Annotated in this window: 16 protein-coding genes; 11 read left to right on the top strand and 5 right to left on the bottom strand. The window is 64.3% G+C overall.

Features of this window, described 5'->3' with window-relative positions; translation table 11 throughout:
- Positions 1-59: 59 nt before the first annotated feature.
- Positions 60-1,991, top strand: coding sequence for a potassium transporter Kup (locus SX1_RS04320; RefSeq protein WP_017184477.1), 1,932 nt, complete (start codon positions 60-62; stop codon positions 1,989-1,991).
- 41 nt (positions 1,992-2,032) lie between these two features.
- On the opposite strand, the gene SX1_RS04325 is transcribed toward SX1_RS04320, so the two are convergent.
- Positions 2,033-2,506, bottom strand: a complete 474-nt coding sequence (locus tag SX1_RS04325) for an Hsp20 family protein (RefSeq protein ID WP_019052074.1) — start codon at positions 2,504-2,506, stop codon at positions 2,033-2,035.
- A gap of 521 nt (positions 2,507-3,027) precedes the next feature.
- Here SX1_RS04325 and SX1_RS04330 point away from each other — a divergent pair.
- From SX1_RS04330 to dnaE, 3 genes are all read left to right on the top strand, one after another.
- Positions 3,028-4,278, top strand: coding sequence for a lipoprotein-releasing ABC transporter permease subunit (locus tag SX1_RS04330; RefSeq protein WP_017184475.1), 1,251 nt, complete (start codon positions 3,028-3,030; stop codon positions 4,276-4,278).
- A complete protein-coding gene (locus SX1_RS04335; protein ID WP_017184474.1) occupies positions 4,271-4,942 on the top strand; it encodes an ABC transporter ATP-binding protein in 672 nt (223 codons plus the stop codon). Before SX1_RS04330 ends, SX1_RS04335 begins: the two co-directional genes overlap by 8 nt.
- Positions 4,943-5,017: 75 nt before the next feature.
- Complete coding sequence (gene dnaE, locus SX1_RS04340; protein ID WP_026149501.1) at positions 5,018-8,551, top strand: DNA polymerase III subunit alpha; 3,534 nt, start codon at positions 5,018-5,020, stop codon at positions 8,549-8,551.
- A 3-nt stretch (positions 8,552-8,554) separates the two neighbouring features.
- Here dnaE and SX1_RS04345 read toward each other — a convergent pair whose 3' ends face one another.
- The 4 genes from SX1_RS04345 to SX1_RS04360 form a co-directional block, all read right to left on the bottom strand.
- Positions 8,555-9,616, bottom strand: a complete 1,062-nt coding sequence (locus SX1_RS04345) for a PA0069 family radical SAM protein (RefSeq protein WP_019052077.1) — start codon at positions 9,614-9,616, stop codon at positions 8,555-8,557.
- A gap of 87 nt (positions 9,617-9,703) precedes the next feature.
- Entirely contained in the window at positions 9,704-10,231 is a 528-nt protein-coding gene (gene moaB, locus SX1_RS04350; RefSeq protein WP_017184471.1) for a molybdenum cofactor biosynthesis protein B, read from the bottom strand.
- Positions 10,231-12,024 (bottom strand): lytic transglycosylase domain-containing protein, encoded by a 1,794-nt coding sequence (locus SX1_RS04355; RefSeq protein WP_019052078.1) that lies wholly within the window; start codon positions 12,022-12,024, stop codon positions 10,231-10,233. Before SX1_RS04355 ends, moaB begins: the two co-directional genes overlap by 1 nt.
- Entirely contained in the window at positions 12,021-12,752 is a 732-nt protein-coding gene (locus tag SX1_RS04360) for a uracil-DNA glycosylase family protein (protein ID WP_026149503.1), read from the bottom strand. Before SX1_RS04360 ends, SX1_RS04355 begins: the two co-directional genes overlap by 4 nt.
- Before the next feature lie 129 nt (positions 12,753-12,881).
- On the opposite strand from SX1_RS04360, the gene SX1_RS04365 reads away from it, so the two are divergent.
- The 7 genes from SX1_RS04365 to SX1_RS04395 are packed head-to-tail and all read left to right on the top strand — an operon-like array spanning position 12,882 to position 20,700.
- The gene (locus SX1_RS04365) at positions 12,882-14,534 is read left to right on the top strand and encodes an electron transfer flavoprotein-ubiquinone oxidoreductase (protein ID WP_019052080.1); all 1,653 of its coding nucleotides are present in this window, start codon (positions 12,882-12,884) and stop codon (positions 14,532-14,534) included.
- Positions 14,535-14,553: 19 nt separating this feature from the next.
- Positions 14,554-16,173, top strand: coding sequence for a tetratricopeptide repeat protein (locus SX1_RS04370; RefSeq protein ID WP_019052081.1), 1,620 nt, complete (start codon positions 14,554-14,556; stop codon positions 16,171-16,173).
- A complete protein-coding gene (locus SX1_RS04375) occupies positions 16,160-17,035 on the top strand; it encodes a 4-(cytidine 5'-diphospho)-2-C-methyl-D-erythritol kinase (RefSeq protein ID WP_019052082.1) in 876 nt (291 codons plus the stop codon). Before SX1_RS04370 ends, SX1_RS04375 begins: the two co-directional genes overlap by 14 nt.
- Positions 17,032-17,748: an N-formylglutamate amidohydrolase gene (locus tag SX1_RS04380; protein ID WP_019052083.1), complete on the top strand. Its 717-nt coding sequence runs from the start codon at positions 17,032-17,034 to the stop codon at positions 17,746-17,748. Before SX1_RS04375 ends, SX1_RS04380 begins: the two co-directional genes overlap by 4 nt.
- Positions 17,745-18,116, top strand: coding sequence for a hypothetical protein (locus SX1_RS04385; protein WP_130752948.1), 372 nt, complete (start codon positions 17,745-17,747; stop codon positions 18,114-18,116). The genes SX1_RS04380 and SX1_RS04385 overlap by 4 nt, the downstream gene beginning before the upstream one ends.
- Positions 18,113-19,498: a bifunctional ADP-dependent NAD(P)H-hydrate dehydratase/NAD(P)H-hydrate epimerase gene (locus SX1_RS04390; RefSeq protein WP_019052085.1), complete on the top strand. Its 1,386-nt coding sequence runs from the start codon at positions 18,113-18,115 to the stop codon at positions 19,496-19,498. Before SX1_RS04385 ends, SX1_RS04390 begins: the two co-directional genes overlap by 4 nt.
- Positions 19,495-20,700, top strand: a complete 1,206-nt coding sequence (locus SX1_RS04395; protein WP_019052086.1) for a class I SAM-dependent RNA methyltransferase — start codon at positions 19,495-19,497, stop codon at positions 20,698-20,700. Before SX1_RS04390 ends, SX1_RS04395 begins: the two co-directional genes overlap by 4 nt.
- Positions 20,701-20,735: the final 35 nt, after the last annotated feature.

Consider the following 20,735-nt stretch of genomic DNA (forward strand, 5'->3'; position numbering starts at 1 on the left):
TTTCCCTGATTGCCCTTGGACAGGTGTCGAACAGAGCATGACAATTCGGCTTTTCCTTCGTGGCTGATCTTCTTCCCAATACCGCGCCATCGTCCCCTGCGGACGATCATGACGGCGGCCATGGCCATTCCCGGCAAAAGGCGACGGTCAAACTCGTCGTCGGCGCGATCGGCATCGTGTTCGGCGACATCGGCACCAGCCCGCTCTACGCTTTCCGCGAAACCTTTGCCGGGCATCACCATCTCGATCTCGACCCCGACCATATATTGGGCGTCATCAGCCTGATGTTCTGGTCGATGATGCTGGTGGTGACGCTGAAATATGTCAGCATCATCATGCGCGCGGACAATAAGGGCGAAGGCGGCAGCCTGGCCCTGCTGGCGCTGATCAACGGCCAGACCAAGACGCAGCGCTGGTCGCGCGGCATCGTGCTGCTGGGCGTATTTGCGACAGCGCTCTTCTATGGCGACTCGATGATCACGCCGGCCGTGTCGGTGCTTTCGGCGGTGGAAGGGCTTGCGGTTTACAACCCCGCGCTGGCGCCCGCCGTCCTGCCGGTCGTCATCCTGATCCTGCTTGGTCTGTTCTGGATACAGGGGCTTGGCACCAACAAGGTCGCTGCGCTGTTCGGCCCGATCATGCTGCTCTATTTCGTGTCGATCGGAAGCCTTGGCATCCTTTCGATCATCAAGACGCCCGGCATCCTGTTCGCCTTCAATCCCTATTGGGCGGTGATGTTTTTCGTTACCGATCCTTTACCCGCTTTCCTCGCACTGGGATCGGTCGTTCTCGCGGTGACCGGGGCCGAAGCGCTCTATGCCGATATGGGCCATTTCGGTCGCAACCCGATCCGCGTGTCCTGGCTCGCTTTCGTCCTGCCCGCCCTGATGCTCAACTATATGGGTCAGGGCGCGCTGCTGTTCCGCGAAGGCGCCGCCGCACTGCACAGCCCCTTCTACAATCTCGCGCCGCAATGGGGACAGTTGCCGCTGATCGTGCTGGCAACCATGGCGGCGATCATCGCGTCGCAGGCTGTGATTTCGGGCGCGTTCTCCGTCACGCAGCAGGCGATCCAGCTGGGCTTCATGCCCCGCCTGCGCATCGCCCACACCAGCGCCGCAACCGCAGGCCAGATCTACATCCCGCTCGTCAATTGGGGTTTGATGGTCATGGTCATCCTGCTGGTCCTGACCTTCAAGACATCGTCCAACCTGACTGCGGCCTATGGCATCGCGGTCACAGGCGCGATGTTCATCGACAATGTGCTGCTGACAGTGGTGCTCTATCGCCTGTGGCAATGGAAATGGTATTATGCCGCGCCGGTGCTGGCGGTGTTCTACATCGTCGATGGCGCCTATCTTGCCGCCAACCTGACCAAGGTGCCGGACGGCGGCTGGTTCCCGCTGCTGATCGGCTTCATCATCTTCACGTTGCTGACCACCTGGTCGCGCGGTCGGCGTCTGGTGCAGGATCGCCTGCGCGAAGCGGCCATGCCGATCCCGGTATTCGTCGCCTCTGCCGCCAACAGCGCGGTCCGTGTTCCCGGCACGGCGGTATTCATGACGTCGACACCCGACGGCGTGCCCCATGCGCTGCTGCATAACCTGAAGCATAACAAGGTGCTGCACGAACGCGTGATCCTGCTGACGGTGAAGATCCGTGACGTACCGGTCGTGGAGGATGACGGCCGCTGCAAGCTGGAGGATCTGGGCCGGGGTTTCTTCCGCATGGTGCTGCAATATGGCTTCATGCAGGAACCCGACGTTCCCGCCGCGCTCAAGAATGTCGCGGGCTGCGGTCAGGCGTTCAAGATGATGGACACCAGCTTCTTCCTGGCGCGACAGACGCTGCTGCCGTCATCCAAGCCCGGCATGCCGCTGTGGCGGGAAAAAATCTTCGCCTGGATGCTGCGCAACGCGGAAAGCGCGATGGAATTCTTCCGTCTTCCGACCAATCGGGTGGTCGAACTGGGCAGTCAGGTCGAGATATAAAAAGGGCGCAGCCTCGATCAGGCTGCGCCCCGACGTGCCTATCAGGCCGCGTCGCGATCCTTCGCGGTGATTTCCACAAGCTGACCGCCATTGATGGCAATCTTCTTGGGCTTCATCGCTTCGGGTACTTCGCGCAACAGGTCGATCACCAGCAGGCCATCGGCCAGGTCCGCCTTTTCCACGCGCACGAAATCGGCCAGTTCGAACCGCCGCTCGAAGCTGCGATTGGCGATGCCGACATGCAGGAATTTGGACCGGTCGGCTGGTGAGCCTTCATCCTTGCGACCGACCACCTGAAGCAGATTCTGCTGCGCGGTGATGTCGATCTCTTCAGGACGGAAGCCTGCAACGGCCAGCGTCACGCGATAGCGATCTTCCGACAGCCGTTCGATGTTGAAGGGCGGATAATTGTCGCCCTGGCTTAAACGCGCATTATTTTCGATCAGGTCGAACAAGCGGTCGAACCCAACGGTCGAGCGGCGATAGGGGGTCAGGTCAAAGTTACGCATCGTCATAATCTCCCAAAGAGCAAAATGAACCTGCCGAACCCGAAACCGGCGTTCGGCAATACCATGTCTGGCCCCATGCGGCGGCCAGACGCGCTTGATATGGTTCGGGCTTTTCGGCTTTCAAGGGGATGTTGCAGCCAGCATTTCGAGCGCCAGCGCGTGCGGGGTTGGACAGTTTGTCCTATCGTCAGGGAACAACAATTGGCGCAGACGAAAAAGCGCCCGGATCGCGGTTCACGATCCGGGCGCTTAATGGACGATTGCTCGTCTCCCCCTTGGTCTGCCTCGACCGCTTCTCAGCCCCCTAAGCTCAAAGCGGGATGCAGTATCCCTGAACCACGGCCTTTTACCTGTGCTTCGACTATCTTGCTATGACTGCTGAGGGGCGGAGTCACGGGCAAAATCGGCTGCGTGTGATTTTGCGCCTATGCCTGTGGCTGTGATGCAACAATCTGGCAATGCTTGCCGTTGTGCCATGCTATGCCTAGACGATCAGCCTGTTCCTTCGCAAAGGCCGACCGCGCCACATGATTCTATCCCGTTACGAACGCATGATCGCCAAACGCTACCTGTTGCCGGGGAAGGGGGAGGGCTTCATCTTCCTCGTCGCCGGGATCAGCCTGGTCGCCGTCATGCTTGGTGTCGCTGCGCTCATCATCGTCATGAGCGTCATGAACGGCTTTCGCGCCGAACTGTTCGACAAGATTGTCGGCCTCAACGGCCATGCCGTGGTGCAAGGCTATGGCGGCCGTCTGCCTGACTGGCGTGCCGTTCTGGCGGAAGCCAAGGCGACACCGGGCGTCACCAGCGCGACGCCGATGATCGAACAGCCCTTGCTGGCTACCTTCAACGGACGGGCGGAAGCCGTGTTGGTACGGGGCATGACCGTGGCCGACATCCGCGCCAACAAGACGCTGAAGGGCAAGGTGATCGCTGGCAGTCTGGACAGTCTGACGCCCAATAGCGGCAAGATCGGCATCGGATCGCGCCTGGCCGAAAATATGGGTATTCAGCTGGGCGACAGTCTGACCGTGATCAACCCGGCGGGCCGCTCCACCCCGTTCGGCACGGTGCCGCGGCAGGTCGCCTATCAGGTCGCCGCCATTTTCGAGGTCGGCATCTATGATTATGACAAGGCCTTCATCGTCATGCCGATGGAGGATGCGCAGACCTTGCTCCTGCTGGGCGATGTCGTTGGCATGATCGAGGTTGAAACGGTCAATCCCGACAAGGTCGGCCAGATATTGGAACCGCTGGCAGGCAAGGTTGCAGGCCGCGCCGTCATCACCGACTGGCGGCAGATGAACGCATCGCTGTTCGAGGCGCTGGCCGTCGAGCGGGTCGCGATGTTCGTCGTGCTATCGATCATCGTGCTGGTCGCGGTATTCAATATCTTGTCCTCGCTGATCATGCTGGTGCGCGCCAAGACGCGCGACATCGCGATTTTGCGCACGATGGGGGCGAGCCGGGCCGGGTTGGTGCGCATATTCATGACGGTGGGCGTCACCATCGGCACGCTGGGCATGGTGGCGGGGCTGATCCTTGGCTTTACCTTCCTTTTCTTCCGCCAGAATGTCGTCAACGCGATCCAGTTCGTGACAGGACAAAATCTCTGGGATCCCTCGATCCGCTTCCTGACCGAATTGCCCTCGCAAGCCGATCCCGTAGAGATCGCCACGATCTGCATCATGGCCTTGCTGTTCAGCTTCCTTGCGACGCTCTATCCGGCCTTTAAGGCCGCCAATACCGATCCTGTGCAGGTTCTCCGCTATGAATGACATTTTGAAAGTCGTAGGGCTAACCCGCAGCTTTACCCAGGGTGGCGAGACGATCCATGTCCTGCGCGGTGTCGACCTGACCGTGGGGCCGGGCGAGATTGTCGCGCTGCTGGGGCCATCGGGCTCCGGCAAATCCACCCTGCTCCAGGCGGTTGGCCTGCTGGAGGGCGGCTTTGACGGGTCGATCCGCATTGATGGCGAAGAAGCAGCGAAGCTCGATAATGACGGCCGCACCCGGTTGCGCCGCGACGCATTGGGCTTCGTCTATCAGTTCCACCATCTGTTGCCCGATTTCAACGCGACCGAAAATGTCATCCTGCCCCAGGTCATCCGCGATACCGAGATGGAGGCCGCACGCACCCGCGCGGAATCCTTGCTGACGTCCCTGGGCCTAGGTCATCGGCTGGACCACCGACCCAGCCAATTATCGGGCGGCGAGCAACAGCGTGTCGCCGTCGCCCGAGCGCTCGCCAACCGGCCTGCGCTGGTGCTGGCGGACGAACCGACCGGCAATCTGGATGAGCGGACCGCCGACATCGTTCTGGCTGAATTTCTGCGGCTGGTGCGTGAGGAGGGATCGGCAGCCTTGGTCGCGACCCATAATGAACGGCTTGCCGCCCGGATGGATCGCGTTGTCCGGCTGCACGAGGGGGTCTTGCAGTAAGGCAGCCCAATCTTACCCACAGACTTTTCTTCCGCAGGGCTGGTCACCAAGCTGGCCTTCTGGATAGAGTGCCCTATGCCCCACGCCGCTTTCGTTCCGCTTCGCATATTCTCCTCCTACACCATGCTGGAAGGGGCGATCGATCCCAAGAAGATCGCCAAGCAGGCGCGGGCGCTCGGCTTCCCCGCCGCCGCCATCACGGATCGCAACGGCCTTTATGGCTCGATGGCCTTTTCCGACGCATGCAAGAGCGAGGGCGTCCAGCCGCTGATCGGCGCGATGCTGGGCGTGTTGCGACCGGGTCGCCCCGCCAATGCCCCGCCGGTCCATGACTGGCTGGCGCTCTATGCGCAGGATGAGGCCGGCTATGACAATCTGTGCGCGCTGGTCTCCATGGCGCATCTCGACCGGCCGCTGGAGGAAGTGCCGCATGTCGACCTGGACGTGCTGGAGGGGCGGACCGACGGCCTGATCGCGCTGACCGCGGGCGGCGAAGGCGCGCTGGCCCGCCTCTTTGCGGAGGATCAGCCCGAAGCCGCGCTGGCCTATGCAGAGCGGCTGGAAACACTCTTTCCCGACCGTCTCTATATCGAAATCTGTCGTCGGCTCGATCCCATAGAGGGAAAGGCGGAGCCTGACCTGCTGGATCTGGCCTATGCCCGCAACCTGCCGCTGGTAGCAACCAACCCGACCTGCTTTACCGAACCGCATTTCCATGCCGCGCACGACGTCATGCTCTGCATCGCCGACAGTGCCTATGTCGACATGCCCGACCGGCGGACCAGTTCGCCCGACGCCTGGATGAAACCGGCCGCTGAAATGCGCCGCCTGTTCGACGATCTGCCTGAAGCGTTGGCCAATACGCTGGTTATCGCCCAGCGCTGCGCCGTCGCCGCGCCCAAGCGCAAGCCGATCCTGCCCAGCCTTGCCGGTGATATCGAGGGCGAGGCGCGGATGCTGCGCGATCTGGCCAGCGCTGGCCTTGACGCCCGGCTTGCGAAGCTCGGCATCGTCGACGATGCCGCACGCCAGCCCTATCTCGACCGGCTGAAGTTCGAAACCGACATCATCATCCAGATGGGCTTCCCCGGCTATTTCCTGATCGTTGCCGACTTTATCAAATGGGCCAAGGATCATGACATTCCGGTCGGGCCGGGGCGTGGTTCGGGTGCAGGGTCGGTCGTTGCCTGGGCGCTGCTGATCACCGATCTCGATCCGCTGCAACTTGGCCTGCTGTTCGAACGCTTCCTGAACCCAGAACGTGTGTCGATGCCCGACTTCGACATCGATTTCTGCGAAACGCGGCGCGGTGAAGTCATCCGCTACGTCCAGCAGAAATATGGCGTCGATCATGTCGCGCAGATCATCACCTTCGGAAAGCTCAAGGCCCGCGCGGTCCTCAAGGATACCGGGCGCGTGCTTCAGATGAGCTATGGTCAGGTCGACCGGCTTGCCAAGCTGGTGCCCAATCATCCGACAGACCCCTGGACGCTGGAACGTTCGCTCAACGGCGTGGCGGAATTTCGCGCGGAATATGACAATGATGGCCAGGTCAAACGGCTGATCGACTATGCGATGAAGCTGGAGGGCTTTCCGCGCCATAGCTCCACCCATGCCGCGGGCGTGGTGATCGGCGACCGGCCGTTGCAGCAGTTGGTGCCGCTCTACCGCGATCCACGATCCGACATGCCAGTCACCCAGTTCGACATGAAATATGTCGAGGGGGCCGGTCTTGTGAAGTTCGACTTTCTGGGCCTCAAGACCCTGTCGGTGCTGCAAAAGGCGGTGCAGTTGCTGGCGGCGCGCGGCGTTACGGTGGAGCTTGATACGCTCAGCTGGGATGACAGCGCCGTTTATGATCTGCTCCAGCGGGGCGACACGGTCGGCGTGTTCCAGCTGGAATCGGAAGGAATGCGCAAGACGCTGGCCGCCGTGCGCCCGACCAATTTCGGCGACATCATCGCGCTCGTGTCGCTCTATCGGCCCGGTCCGATGGACAATATCCCCATGTTCGGCCGCCGCAAGAACGGGCAGGAGGAGATTGAATATCCCCATATCCTGCTTAAACCGATCCTCGAAGAGACCTATGGCATCTTCGTCTATCAGGAACAGGTGATGCAGGCCGCGCAGATATTGGCCGGTTACAGTCTGGGCGACGCAGACTTGCTGCGCCGCGCGATGGGCAAGAAGGTGAAGGCGGAGATGGACGCGCAGCGTTCGCGCTTCGTCGAGGGCTGCGCCGCCAGCGACATCAAGCCGGCCAAGGCGAATGAACTGTTCGACTTGATCGACAAATTCGCAGGCTATGGCTTCAACAAGTCGCACGCTGCCGCCTATGCCTTGCTTGCCTATCAGACGGCGTGGCTGAAGGCGCATTATCCGGCGGAATTTTATGCCGGGTCGATGGCGTTCGATATTCATCTGACCGACAAGCTGACCATATTCGTGGACGATATGCGGCGCATGGGGCTGACCTGTCTGCCGCCTGACATCAACCGCAGTCAGGCGGACTTTTCGGTCGAGCCGATCGCGTATGAGGGCGATGATCCGCGGCTGGGCTATGCCGTGCGCTATGCTCTGGGTGGTCTGAAGGGTGTGGGCGAGAAGGCGATGGACCAGCTGGTTGCGGAACGCGACGCTGGCGGTCCGTTCAAGAGCCTGGACGATATTGCCGATCGGATCGAACCGCGATTGCTCAACCGGCGGCAGTTGGAAAGCCTGGCGGCGGCGGGGGCGTTTGACGCGATCCATGCCGACCGGGCTGGCGTCCATGCGGCGGCGGAAACGATATTGAGCGTTGCGTCAAGCGCGGCGCAGGCGCGTGAAAGCGGGCAGGGCGGGCTGTTCGGCGATGTCGAAACGCCCCATGCCGATGTCCGCATCCCGCCGCATCAGGCCTGGTCGGTGGCTGATCGCATGGCGCAGGAGAAGGAGGCGTTCGGCTTTTATTTTTCCGCCCACCCTGTCGATCGTTTCCGCCATCTGGCCGATGCCCGCGGGGCCAAAAGCTATGGCGCGATCTGCGCCGAGCCATTGGCGGGGGAAGCGCGCGCTACTGGCGTCATGGCGGCAATGGTCGAGGATGTACGCTGGCGCGAGACCAAGCGGGGGGCGCGTTATGCCAATGCGACCTTCTCTGACAGTAGTGGCCAGTTTCAGGCCAGCTGTTTCGAGGAAGACGCCTGCAAGGCGATCGAGGAACTGGCGCGCGATGGCGATTGCGCGCTACTATATGTCGAGCTGGATCGTTTGCCGGGTGAGGAAACGCCGCGTGTAACGGTGCGCAAGATCGAGCCATTCAAGCTGATCGCCAGCGCGTCGCGCATGGAACTGGTGGTGGATACGACCGATCCGGTTGCGGTCGAGGCTCTGGCGGCGCTGATGGCGCAGAGCCGGGGTGGGCGGAGCGAATTGTTCCTGCGAACATCGGCCGGGAACGGGCAGGCTGTGCGCCTGTTTCTGGGCGATGATTTTCTGCTGGGTGCGGATCAGGTCGACGCCATGTCGGTGATCCCCAATCTGACGATCCACCGCTTCGAGCGGATGGAGCCGACCCAGGACGGCTACCGGACCCGCAACCGGCGGGCCGGAATGCGGCTGGTCGGCTGAGCATCACAGCAGCCGCATTTGCGCGCCTTCGGGCGGGCGGAACAGGTCGGTGCGCAGGGTCAGACGTTCGGCCCCCAGCCCGGCGCGCTTGCGGGCCTTGACGAAGCGGGTGCGGATGAGGTCCGCCCATACCCCTTGCCCCCGCATCCGGCTGCCAAAATTGGGGTCATTGTCCCGCCCGCCCCGCAATTCGCGAATGATCGTCATGACCCGCGCCGCGCGATCGGGATAATGGGCGTCGAGCCAGGCGCGGAACAAAGGCGCGACTTCATGGGGCAGGCGAACGGGAATATAGGTGACTTCGCGCGCGCCCGCTGCGGCGACGCGGGCGACGATCGTCTCGATCTCATGGTCGGTGATAGCCGGGATGATCGGCGATAGGCTGGCGTACACCGGCACGCCAGCGTCTGCCAGTTGCCGGATCGCGTCCACACGGCGCAGCGGATGAGGCGCGCGCGGTTCGAGCGTCCGGGCGACCGCCGGGTCGAGCGTCGTCACCGAAATGGCGACCGACACCAGCCTGTCGCGCGCCATGGCGGCGAGCAGATCGATGTCGCGCAGGATGCGGTCGGATTTGGTCGTGATGAATATGGGGTGGCGGCATTCCGCCAGCAATTCCAGGATCGATCGGGTGATCCGCCAGTCCTTTTCGATCGGCTGATAGGGATCGGTATTGGTGCCCAAAGCGATGGGCATGACGGTGTAATTTTTCTTCGACAGTTCGGCGCGGAGCAAGGCTGCGGCGTCCGGCTTGGCGAATAGCCGGGTTTCAAAATCCAGCCCGGGCGACAGGTCATGATAGGCGTGGGTCGGGCGCGCGAAACAATAGATGCAGCCATGTTCGCAGCCGCGATAGGCGTTGATCGACTGGCCGAAGCCAATATCGGGCGAATTGTTGCGGGTGACGATCGTGCGGGGATGTTCGACCGTGACCTGCGTTCGGGTTCGAGTGACGGGCCCGTCTATATCCTCCACCGCATCGAGCCAGTCGCCGTCGGCTTCGCGCTGGGGCAGGGAAAAACGCTCACTTTGCGTGTTGAATGTTGCGCCTCTTCCTTTCTCCATTCCCATGACCGAACGAGAACATAAAAGGAACAAAATGTCAATCGGAAGTTCGTAAAGCCAGCCCATATACCATATGGCAAGTCCGGGTCAGCGCTCGGTCAGGCGGGGCATCAGTTCGACAAAGTTGCAGGGACGAAAGCGGCTGTCGAGTTGGGTTACCAATATGCCGTCCCATGCGTCGCGCACCGCGCCGGTCGAACCGGGGAGCGCGAAAATATAGGTGCCGCGCGCGACGCAGGCGGTGGCGCGGGACTGGATCGTGGAGGTGCCGATCGTCTGGTAGCTGAGCCAGCGGAACAGTTCGCCAAAGCCCGGAATTTCCTTGTCCTGCACCTGGGCCAGCGCTTCAGGGGTAACATCGCGCCCGGTGACGCCGGTGCCGCCGGTGGTCAGGATGACGTCTATGTCGGGATCATCGATCCAGGCGTGAAGTCTGGCGACGATGGCGGACTTGTCGTCCCGCTCGATATAGCGGGCGGCCAAGACATGCCCCGCGCCTTCCAATCGTTCGACCAGCGTGTCGCCGGAGCGGTCGTCCGCCGCGCTGCGGGTGTCGGATATGGTCAACACGGCAATGCGGACGGGGATGAAGTCCCGGCTTTCGTCAATCGGCATCAGTCGGACCCGCCACCCATCGACGCAGCCGGACGGGCGCGGCCATCGGCATGGCTCAGGCGAACAAGTTTCACGCCCTTGGCGTTGGGGAAGGTCGGCCACATGCCCTGCGCCATCCCGGTCAGGCAATCGGCGGTACCCTTGGCCTGAATCTGGTACATCCAATAGTTGCGCATGACGATGTTCACATAGGCGCGGGTTTCATAATAGGGCAGCGATTCCATGAACAGCAATGGATCGCCCTTGTCATTGACCTGCGAGTTCCAGCGCTCCACCGGCAGCGGCCCGGCATTATAGGCGGCCATGACCTTAGGCAGCAGTCCGCCCGTGGCGCTCATGTCGCGCAATGCTTCCAGATAGCGCTGGCCAAATTCCATGTTGGTCGACGGGACGAACAGTTGCGCGGCGGAAGAAAGGCCCATGTCGCTGCCCGTGCCGGGGCGTACCTGCATGAGACCGCGCGCGCCAGCGCTGCTGACGACGTCGGACCGGAAGCCCGATTCCTGCAATGTGTGCGCGTAGATCAGCGAGGGATCGACGCGCCAGCCGCCATCGGGGCGCCAGTCGGGCGCGGGAAAACGGGCAAAGCTGGCCGGTTGCTTGCCCGCCGGGCCATTATGGGCGAGCCACAATTGGGTCGCGGGCAGATTGAGCGCGTTGGCGAGGCGGAGCAGCGCATCATATTGGCCAGTGCCGCCAATCTTCGCCTGAAAACGCAGCAATTCGTCGGCGCGGGCGCTGTCGCCGATCGCGGCGAGCGCAATGGCCGCGCGGGCGTTGGGGCTGTCCTTCAGCGCCAGCCATTCGGCCTGACCGAAGCGGGTTGCGACTGGCGGGGCACCCAGCGGCATCCCCAATGATTCGCGCGCCAGCAGGCCGTAGAAGGTTTCATCCGACCGGGCGGCGAGTTTCAGATAGTTCGCGACCTTTTCCGCTTCGCCGCAGACCATATAGGCGCGCGACGCCCAATAGGCACCGGCCGCGCGCATATCGTCATTGGTTGCGAAGGCCGCGACATTGGCAAAGGCCGGGGCAGCGGCGCGGCAATCATTCTGACGCCATGCGGCAAGGCCGGCGGTCCAGTGCGCCTGCACCGTCCAGTCGCCCCCAGTGCGGGTTTCGAGCGCGCGGGCGGCCATGCGCCGGGCATTGGCATCGTCATTTTCTATATAATAGGCCCAGGCGACGCGCTGGCGCACTTCCGTCAGCCCTTCCGGCGTCAGACCCGCTTCGCCGGTGGTCAGCAGCGCTTCGGCCCCGGCCGGATCGTCGACCTTGATGAAGGACTGTATCTGGCCGGAAAGCGCAACCGCCAGCGCATCCGTCTTGGTCGACACCACATATTCGCGGCGGGGCGCGGAACCCAGCCACACCATTTTCTGCACCTGTGGCAGGGTGGGCAGGATGGTTGCGCCGCGCTTTTCGGCGAGGCGGGAAAGCTGTTCGGCCTTGGGCAGCCAGGCCGCCTTGTTGATGAGGTCGAGCAGGTCGAACAGTTCGACCCGTGGCGATCCCTTCGCCAGATAGAGTTCGGACAGGGCGAGCGGGCGGACGGCGTCCTGCGCATCGAGCGCGTTGATCAGCGTCCGGGCTTCGCCCCACTGCTGCGCCTGCAACGCTGTAAAGATGGCGCGGTAGCTGGCTTTGGCGCCATCGCCAATCTGGAGCGGGGAGGCGGGCGTGACGGCGATCGCGGGCGAGATCGGGGCAGTTTCGGCGCGGGCGGGCAGCGTTGCAGCCAGGCCCAGCGCGATCAGGGCAAGGCTGGATATTTGGGTCGCGGCACGAATCACGGGTGAACTTCCTCGATCAGGCTTTGCAGGGCGCGCCAACATTGCGCTTTCGCCGCAGGCTGGGTCAGCAGCAGGCGGGGATGAAATGTGGCGATGGCAGGCACAATGCCGCCTTCATGGTTAAAGTCGCGTAAACCATCCGGGTCTGCGGCGGCATCCGTCGGAAGCAGCGCACGGATCGTCCGATCGCCCAGCAGCAACAGGCGGCGGGGCCGGGCGAGGGCAACATGGGCACGCATCCGGTCGGCCACGGCGGCAAGATCGGCCGCCTCCACCATGCCGCCGGGCGGGCGGGCGGTGAAGAGCGAGGCAAGATGGATGGCGGAACGGTCCAGCCCGATCGCGCGCAGCATCGCGTCGAACAACATGCCCGCACGATCGGCCAGCAACTGACCCGCCGCCATGTCCGCCGGATCGGGCAAGTCGGTCACGACCATCAGCGGGGCGGCTTCGTTCCCCGTCGGCAAAATGGGCGCGCCGGGCCAGCGTCGTTCGGGCTGGGCCGGATCATTTGCCAGCCAATCACGGAACGAATCGAGGTTTTGGGGTTTCTGTTCAGGAGGCGCAGACGCAGGAACCGCGCGAATCGCGCCCGTCGCATCGGGCGCGGTGACGGGACGCAGCCAGTTAACCGGCGATTCGCCGACTGCGCCATCCACGCCCGCGAGCGTCCACCACGCCATATAGGCGTTAGCTGCCACCGCTTCATCCTGCAATAAACCCCGCATCAAGAACATCTTGGGCCAGAGGTTGACGAGGGGGTCAAGATTCTTCATCGCCTTGGGTGGTAAAGTGTTGGAGTAATAAGGCGACCGGATGGACGGGGTGCAGCCCGCCGGTGGCTCAATGGAGGGTTTATGAGCGAACGGGAATCGATGCCCTATGATGTGGTCATCGTCGGTGGGGGACCGGCGGGGCTATCAGCCGCGATCCGGCTGAAGCAACTGGCCAATGACGCGGGGCAGGAACTGGGCGTGTGCGTGCTGGAAAAGGGGTCGGAAATCGGCGCCCATATCCTGTCGGGCGCGGTAATCGACCCCAGGGCGCTGGACGAATTGCTGCCGCAATGGCGCGAGATGGGCTGTTCGCTCGCTGAAACGCCGGTCACCGACAATCAGCACTGGTTCCTGACCAAGACCGGCAAGATGGCGATGCCGCACATCATGACGCCGGGGTGGATGCACAACAAGGGCACCTATACCGGGTCGTTGGGCAATCTGTGCCGCTGGCTGGCGGAGCAGGCCGAAGGTCTGGGCGTCGAAATTTTCCCCGGCTTTGCCGCGGCCGAGATCCTCTACCATGAGGATGGCAGCGTAAAGGGCGTGGCCACAGGCGATATGGGTGTTGACCGGGAAGGCAATCATAAGGGCGACTATCAGCCCGGTCTGGAGCTGCACGCGAAATATACCTTCTTTGCCGAAGGCTCGCGCGGGCACCTGACCAAGATATTGAAGCGGCAATTCGCGCTGGACGCGGAATGCGAGCCGCAGGTCTATGGCATCGGCATGAAGGAATTGTGGGATATTGATCCCGCCATGCATCAGCCGGGCCTGGTGATCCATTCGCAGGGCTGGCCGCTGACCGACGCCTATGGTGGTGGCTTCCTCTATCATCAGGCCAATGGCCAGGTGGCGTTGGGCTTCGTGGTCGGGCTGGGCTACCGCAACCCGCACCTCTACCCGTTCGAGGAGTTCCAGCGCTGGAAGCAGCACCCGGAAATCCGCAAATATCTGGAAGGCGGGCGGCGCGTCTCCTATGGCGCGCGGGCGATCAACGAAGGCGGCTGGCAGTCGGTCCCCAAGCTGGTATTCCCCGGCGGCGCGCTGATCGGCTGTTCGGCGGGCTTTGTGAACGTGCCGCGCATCAAGGGCACGCATACCGCCATGAAATCGGGCATGCTGGCGGCCGAGGCGGCCTTTGCCGCCGTGCAGAGCCAGCGCGGCAGCGACGTTCTGACCGATTATGAGGATGTGCTGCGCTCCAGCTGGATCGCGGACGAGCTGAAGCTGGTCAAGAATGCCGAACCGCTGCTGAGCAAATTTGGCGGCACGATCGGTACGATGCTGGCGGGCATCGATATGTGGATGCGTACGCTCAAGATCGGCCTGCCCTTCACGATGAAGCATAAGCCGGACAATGAGAAAATCTGGCCCAAGGATGCCTGCGCCAAGATCGATTATCCCAAGCCCGATGGCGTGATCAGCTTCGATCGCCTGTCTTCGGTGTTCCTGAGCAACACCAATCATGAAGAGGACCAGCCGGTTCATTTGCAGCTGAAGGACCCAGCGATCCCCATCAGTTACAATCTACCCCTTTATGACGAGCCGGCGCAGCGTTATTGTCCCGCAGGCGTATATGAAGTGGTTGGTGAGGAAGAGGGCAATCCCCGGTTCCAGATCAACGCGCAGAATTGCGTGCATTGCAAGACGTGCGACATCAAGGACCCGACCCAGAATATCAACTGGGTCGTCCCCGAAGGTGGTGGAGGACCAAACTATCCCAATATGTAAGCGCCTGATCCCGTTCCTGATGCTGACGATTCCGGTGGCTGCACCCGCCGGAGCCTCGGTTGATCCGCAAGCTGCGCTGCACGCCTATGCGCGCGCGCGGCTGGCGGACGGGGATGGGGCGATGGCGCTGGCGGTGGACAATTACCGCACCGCCCTGACGCTCGACCCGGACAGCGTGGATGTGGCGCGCCGGTCCTATGTCCAGGCGCTGGAGAGCGGCGACCGGGCGCTGGCGCTGCGGTCCGCCGCGTTGCTGGAGGAGCAGGGTGCGCTGCCGCGTGACGGCACGCTGCTGCTGATCGGCGAGGCGCTGGGGCGCAAGGACTGGGCAGGCGCGCGCGCGCTGACGGCGCGGATGGTGGAGGAAGGCAATTTCTCCTTCCTTGCACCCATCATCACCAGCTGGATCACGCTGGGCGAGGGCCATTATGTCGCGCCGGTCGTCGCGGCTCAGGACCGTTTTGCGGCGCTGGCGCAGCGTTATGTCGATGAACATCTGGCCTTGCAGGCGCTGGATCGCGGCGATGTAGCGGCGGCGGTGCCCGCGATCCGGCGCGCGATCGCGCTGCGTGGCGGCGAAAGCGCGGCGTTGCGCCTGACGCTGGCGGCGCAATTGGCGGCGCGCGGGGCGAAGGCGGAGGCGCTGATGCTGGTCCCGGCGGGCGAGGCGACGTTTGCGCGCGCGCGGGCCGATCTGACGCGCGGCAAGGTGAAGGCGGCGGCGGTCACGCCGGTTCAGGGTTATGCGCGTTTGCTGTCGCGGCTGGCATCCGACATCGCGTCGGACAATAGCGGCATGGCGCTGAGCGTCCGGCTGGCGCGGATCGCGACCTTTGCCGATCCGGGCGGGACGGAGGTGCAGCTGGTCGCCGCGCGCCTGCTGAGTGCGGGCGGGCTGGCGCAGGGCGGCGTGGCGGAGGCGCGCAAGATCCCGGTCGATGGCTGGTATGGCGCGCTGGGTCAGGCAGAGCTGGTCGATGCGCTGGCGGCGGCGGGCGACAGGCAGGCGGCGCTGGCACTGGCGCGATCGCTGGCTGCGGAACCGGGCGCGGGCAGCGAACGGCAGGTGCGGTTGGGCCGGTTGCTGGCCGACATGAATGATTTTGACGGTGCGGCCGCGGCGTTCCGGGCAGCGCAGGCAGACTATGGTGACGGCCAAGTGCCCTGGGCGCTGTTGCTCTTCGAAGGGAGCGCGCTGGAACAGGGCGAACGCTGGGATGAAGCGCGCGTCGTGCTGGAGCGGGCCATGGCGCTGGCCCCGAACGAACCTGTGGTGCTCAATTATCTGGGCTATGCGCAGATCGAGCGGCGGCAGAATGTTGCGGAGGCTCTGGACCTTATCAAGAAGGCGAGCGCGCTGAAGCCGCAGGATGCCTCTATTGCCGATTCGCTGGGCTGGGCGCGCTATGTGACAGGCGATGTTGCTGGCGCGGTTCCGGTGCTGGAGCGGGCGGCGGCGGGCGCGCCGGCGGATGCGACGATCAACGAGCATCTGGGCGATGCGCTGTGGAGTGCGGGACGGCGGTATGAGGCGCGCTATGCCTGGTCGGCGGCCTCCCTCTTTGCGCAAGGGGACGGCGCGGAGCGGATCGCGGCCAAGGTGGAGCAGGGATTGAAGCCAGAATATGCCGCACCCTGATCTGGACGCGGGCCTGATGATCGAGACCGCCTATGCCAAGGTGAATGTCGCGCTGCATGTGCGGGCGCGGCGGGACGATGGCTATCATGCGCTCGAAAGCCTGTTCGCCTTTGCCGAACATGGCGACCGGCTGAGCGCCGTGGCGACCGATGACGGGGCGATCGATCTGGTCATCGACGGGCCGTTCGGCGGCGCGCTGGAGGAGGGGCCGGACAATCTGGTCATGAAGGCGGCGCGGGCGTTGCAGGCCTATCTGGGGACTCAGCGCGGCGCGGCGATCCGCCTGACCAAGATTTTGCCGGTAGCGTCAGGCATTGGCGGCGGTTCGGCGGATGCGGCGGCGACGCTGCGTCTGCTGGCGCGATTGTGGGACGTGCGTATTGAGGCTGAGGAGCTGGCGGGGCTGGCGCTCGATCTGGGATCGGACGTGCCCGCCTGCGTCGCCAGCGTGACGCAGATGGTGACAGGACGCGGCGAAAGGCTCCGGCCGCACCCTGTCGAGGGGCTGGACGGCATGGCGATGCTGCTCGTCAATCCGGGGGTCGGTGTATCGACGGCGCAGGTTTTCAACGGTTGGGACCGGGTGGATCGCGGGCCGCTGGACGCCACGAGCCTGGAAACATTGGTGGCGCATGGACGCAATGATCTGGAGGCGCCGGCGATTGCCGCTGCGCCTGTGATTGCGCAATTGCTCGGCGCGCTGGAGGGGCATGACGGGCTGGTGCTCGCACGCATGTCCGGGTCTGGCGCGACCTGCTTTGCGCTGTTCGACAGCGATGGGGCGATGGCGGACGCGGCCATGGCGGTGCAGGCGGCGCACCGCGACTGGTGGATCATGGAAACGCGGATCAGAACGGCATGAGCGAGGCATTCACGCAGATCGATGGCGGCGGGCTGGACGTTCTGATCATCGCCGATCATGCGTCGGCGCGGGTGCCCGATGACATCGACCTGGGCATCGATCCGGCGTTGCTGGACAATCATATCGCGATCGACATCGGCGTGGCGGAGGTCAGCGCGCTGCTGGTGGCGCAACTGGGCTGCACCGCGATATTGGGCGGCGCGTCGCGGCTGGTGATCGACCTTAATCGCGAACCGGACGCGCCGGGCCTGTTGCCGGTGATGAGCGACGGCCATGCCATCCCCGGCAATCGCGACGCGGACCTGGCCCAGCGGATGATGCGGTTCCACCATCCCTATCATCATCAGGTCGAACGGCTGCTGGAGGGGATGACCGCGCCGTTCATCCTGTCGTTGCACAGCTTCACGCCCAATCTGGCCAGCGATCCGGGGCAGAAGCGCCCGTGGGAGATTGGCATATTATATAATGCGGACGATCGCGCCGCGCGGATCGCAATCCCCATGCTGGAGGCGGCCGGGCTGATCGTTGGCGACCAGTTGCCCTATTCGGGCCAGCAATTGAACGCGACGATGAACCGCCATGCGGAGGCCAATGGCATTCCCTATCTGGGGATCGAGATGCGGCAGGATATGGTGCGTGACGCGGCGGGGCAGCGGCGTTTTGCCGATTTGATCGGCCCAGTGGTGCTGGCATGCAGGAGCGCACTGACATGAGGATTTTGATCGCCGGATGCTTGTTGCTGGCGGCCTGTGGCGGGGAGCCAGGCAAGCCGGGCAATGAGGCAGGGCCGCAGCAGGCGACGGCTACGCCGGTCGATGACGGCAAGGCCGATTGTGCGATCGGCGCGGACGCTGGCTGGGCACGCGATTGCCAGATCGAGCGGACAGGTGAGATATTGACGATCCGTCATCCCGATGGCGGTTTCCGCCGCTTTCGGGTGCTGGCGGACGGTCGTGGGCTGGAAGCGGCGGATGGCGCGGAGATGGCGCGGTTGCAAATCGTCGATACCGGACTGGTCGAAATCCGTATCGGCGGCGACCGCTATCGCCTGCCGGTGAAGGTCGCCGGATCGGCGCCGTGAACGCCGGAACGCCGATCCTGACCGCAGAGCAGATGCGCAGCGCGGAACAGGCTTTGTTCGATGCTGGCGTCGATGATTATGGCTTGATGGAAGAGGTTGGCGCGGCGGCGGCGGCAATTATCTGGCGCGCGGGCGGACTGCGCGACACGCTGATCCTGTGCGGGCCGGGCAATAATGGCGGCGACGGCTTCGTCATCGCCCGGCTGCTGCGCGCGCGGGGCGTTGCGGTACGGGTCGCCGTGCTGGGGGAAAGCGGCACGCCATCGAGCCGCCGGGCGCAGGCGGGATGGGATGGGCCGGTCGAGCAACTCGCAACCGCTGCCCCGGCCACGCAACTGGTCGACGCGCTGTTCGGCACAGGGCTGTCGCGCGGGCTTGATCCGGCCGTGGCGGCGCGGCTGTGCGACCTTAGCGCGTCGGCCAGCCACAGCTATGCCATCGACCTGCCCAGCGGCGTGGATAGCGACAGCGGCGCGCTGCTTTCCGCCGTGCCGCATTTCAGCATCTGTATCGCGCTAGGGGCATTGAAGCCCGCCCACCTGCTCTATCCGGCGGCGGGGCATGTCCGACGGCTGATCTGCGCCGACATCGGTATTCCGGCGTCGGACTTGGTGCATCGGCTGATGCCGCCACGCCTGGCAGCGCCTGGCCCGGACGATCATAAATATCGGCGCGGCCTGGTGGCCGTCGTCGGCGGGACGATGGCAGGCGCTAGCATTCTGGCGGCGCAGGCAGCCGCGCGATCCGGTGCGGGCATGGTGCGACGGCTGGCAGCCGATGGCCTGCGCCACGGGGCCGACGCCATCGTCACGCAGGACGCGCAGACCGTCGATGCGCTGCGCGAAGCGTTAGATGATGCCCGGTTGGCGGCCGTGCTGGTCGGGCCGGGCCTGGGGCGCGACGCCATGGCGCGGGCGCGGCTGGAGGCAGTGTTGACCCATGGTCATCCGCTGGTGCTGGACGCCGATGCGCTGACGCTGATCGACGTCGACCAGATACCCGATGGCGCGATCCTGACCCCGCATGAGGGCGAATTCACGCGGCTGTTCGGCAATCTGCCGGGCAGCAAGATCGACCGGGCGCGGGCGGCGGCGGAGCGGAGCGGCGCGATCGTGATATATAAGGGCGCGGACAGCGTGATCGCGGCCCCGGACGGGCGCGTTGCAGTGGCGTCGGGTTCGTCGCACTGGCTGTCCACCGCCGGAACGGGCGACGTTCTGGCAGGGCTGGTCGCCGGGCGGCTGGTGGTGACGCACGATGCTTTTCGTGCGGCGGGCGAGGCGGTGTGGCTGCATGGCGATGCTGCGCGACGGGCGGGCGCGGCTTTTATCGCCGATGATTTGCTTGCAGCGCTGCCAGCGGCTATCGCCGCGCGATTGTGACCGACACTGATCCAGACATCATCATCCGCATCGCTGCCAAGGGCGATGGCATCACCGCCGATGGACGCCACGCCGCGCTGACGGCACCGGGCGACCGGCTGCTGACCGATGGCACGACCATCGCCGGGCCACATCGTGTGGAACCGCCCTGCGTCCATTTCCCGACCTGTGGCGGCTGCGAATTGCAGCATGTCGATGAAGCGAGCCTGGCGGACTTCGTGACCGGGCGTGTGGTCGGCGCGCTGGCGGGGCAGGGCATTGTCGCGCAAACGGTGCTGGCGCCGCATCTTTCGCCACCCATGACGCGGCGACGCGCCTCGCTGCGCGCGGTGCGGGCGAGCAAGACGGTGACGATCGGTTTTGCCGAATCCGGTAGCCATAAGCTCATCGACCTGAGCATGTGCGCGGTGCTGGACCCGCGGCTGTTTGCGCTGCTGGCGCCGCTGCGCGAACTGTTGCGGCTGATCCTGCCCGACAAGCGGGCGGCGCATGTCCGCATGTCGCTGATCGACCAGGGCGTCGACCTGTTGCTGGAAGGGGTGAAGGTCGAAGGGCTGGAGGCGGACGAGGGGCTGGGCGATTTTGCGCGGACGCAGGGTCTGGCGCGCCTGACGATCGATGAAGGCGATGGCCCGCAGACCCGCTGGGAACCCGAAGCGGCCACGGTGACATTCGGTGGCGTGCCGGTGGCGTTTTCGCCCTTTTCCTTCCTGCAAGCGACGCCCGATGGCGAAGCGGCGCTGGTGGGCGCGGTACGTGAGGCCATGCCGGACACGGGCGCGGTGGCGGACCTGTTTTGCGGCCTTGGCACTTTCGCGCTGGCGCTGGGGGCTTCGCGCCCGGTCTATGCGGCGGAGGGCGCGCGCGATGTCGTGCTGGCGCTCAAACTGGCGGGGCAAAGGGCGCAGCGGCGGATGGTGGCGGACCATCGCGACCTGTTCCGCCGGCCATTGACGCCAGAAGAACTGAACCGCTTTGCCGCCGTGGTCATCGACCCGCCACGCGCGGGTGCGCGGGAGCAGGTCATGCAACTGGCCGCGTCCAGTGTGCCGGTAATCGCCTATGTGTCCTGCAATCCGGCAAGCTTTGCGCGCGATGCCGTGCATCTGGTGGGCGGCGGATACCGGCTGGATCAGGTCCGCCCGGTCGGCCAGTTCCGCTGGTCCACCCATGTCGAGATGGTGGGGATATTCCGCCGATAAAAACTGTCCCTCGCTGCGGTGGAAGCAGCGAGGGA

Source organism: Sphingobium xenophagum NBRC 107872 (genome assembly GCF_000367345.1).
Taxonomy (GTDB): domain Bacteria; phylum Pseudomonadota; class Alphaproteobacteria; order Sphingomonadales; family Sphingomonadaceae; genus Sphingobium; species Sphingobium xenophagum.

Excerpts from the sequence above, each read along its gene's own strand:
- SX1_RS04345 (WP_019052077.1), bottom strand. The coding sequence starts at position 9,616 with ATGGAGAAAGGAAGAGGCGCAACATTCAACACGCAAAGTGAGCGTTTT.
- SX1_RS04375 (WP_019052082.1), top strand. The coding sequence starts at position 16,160 with ATGCCGCACCCTGATCTGGACGCGGGCCTGATGATCGAGACCGCCTAT.
- SX1_RS04385 (WP_130752948.1), top strand. The coding sequence starts at position 17,745 with ATGAGGATTTTGATCGCCGGATGCTTGTTGCTGGCGGCCTGTGGCGGG.
- SX1_RS04365 (WP_019052080.1), top strand. The coding sequence starts at position 12,882 with ATGAGCGAACGGGAATCGATGCCCTATGATGTGGTCATCGTCGGTGGG.
- SX1_RS04325 (WP_019052074.1), bottom strand. The coding sequence starts at position 2,506 with ATGACGATGCGTAACTTTGACCTGACCCCCTATCGCCGCTCGACCGTT.
- SX1_RS04370 (WP_019052081.1), top strand. The coding sequence starts at position 14,554 with ATGCTGACGATTCCGGTGGCTGCACCCGCCGGAGCCTCGGTTGATCCG.
- SX1_RS04330 (WP_017184475.1), top strand. The coding sequence starts at position 3,028 with ATGATTCTATCCCGTTACGAACGCATGATCGCCAAACGCTACCTGTTG.
- SX1_RS04335 (WP_017184474.1), top strand. The coding sequence starts at position 4,271 with ATGAATGACATTTTGAAAGTCGTAGGGCTAACCCGCAGCTTTACCCAG.
- dnaE (WP_026149501.1), top strand. The coding sequence starts at position 5,018 with ATGCCCCACGCCGCTTTCGTTCCGCTTCGCATATTCTCCTCCTACACC.
- SX1_RS04360 (WP_026149503.1), bottom strand. The coding sequence starts at position 12,752 with ATGCGGGGTTTATTGCAGGATGAAGCGGTGGCAGCTAACGCCTATATG.
- SX1_RS04380 (WP_019052083.1), top strand. The coding sequence starts at position 17,032 with ATGAGCGAGGCATTCACGCAGATCGATGGCGGCGGGCTGGACGTTCTG.
- moaB (WP_017184471.1), bottom strand. The coding sequence starts at position 10,231 with ATGCCGATTGACGAAAGCCGGGACTTCATCCCCGTCCGCATTGCCGTG.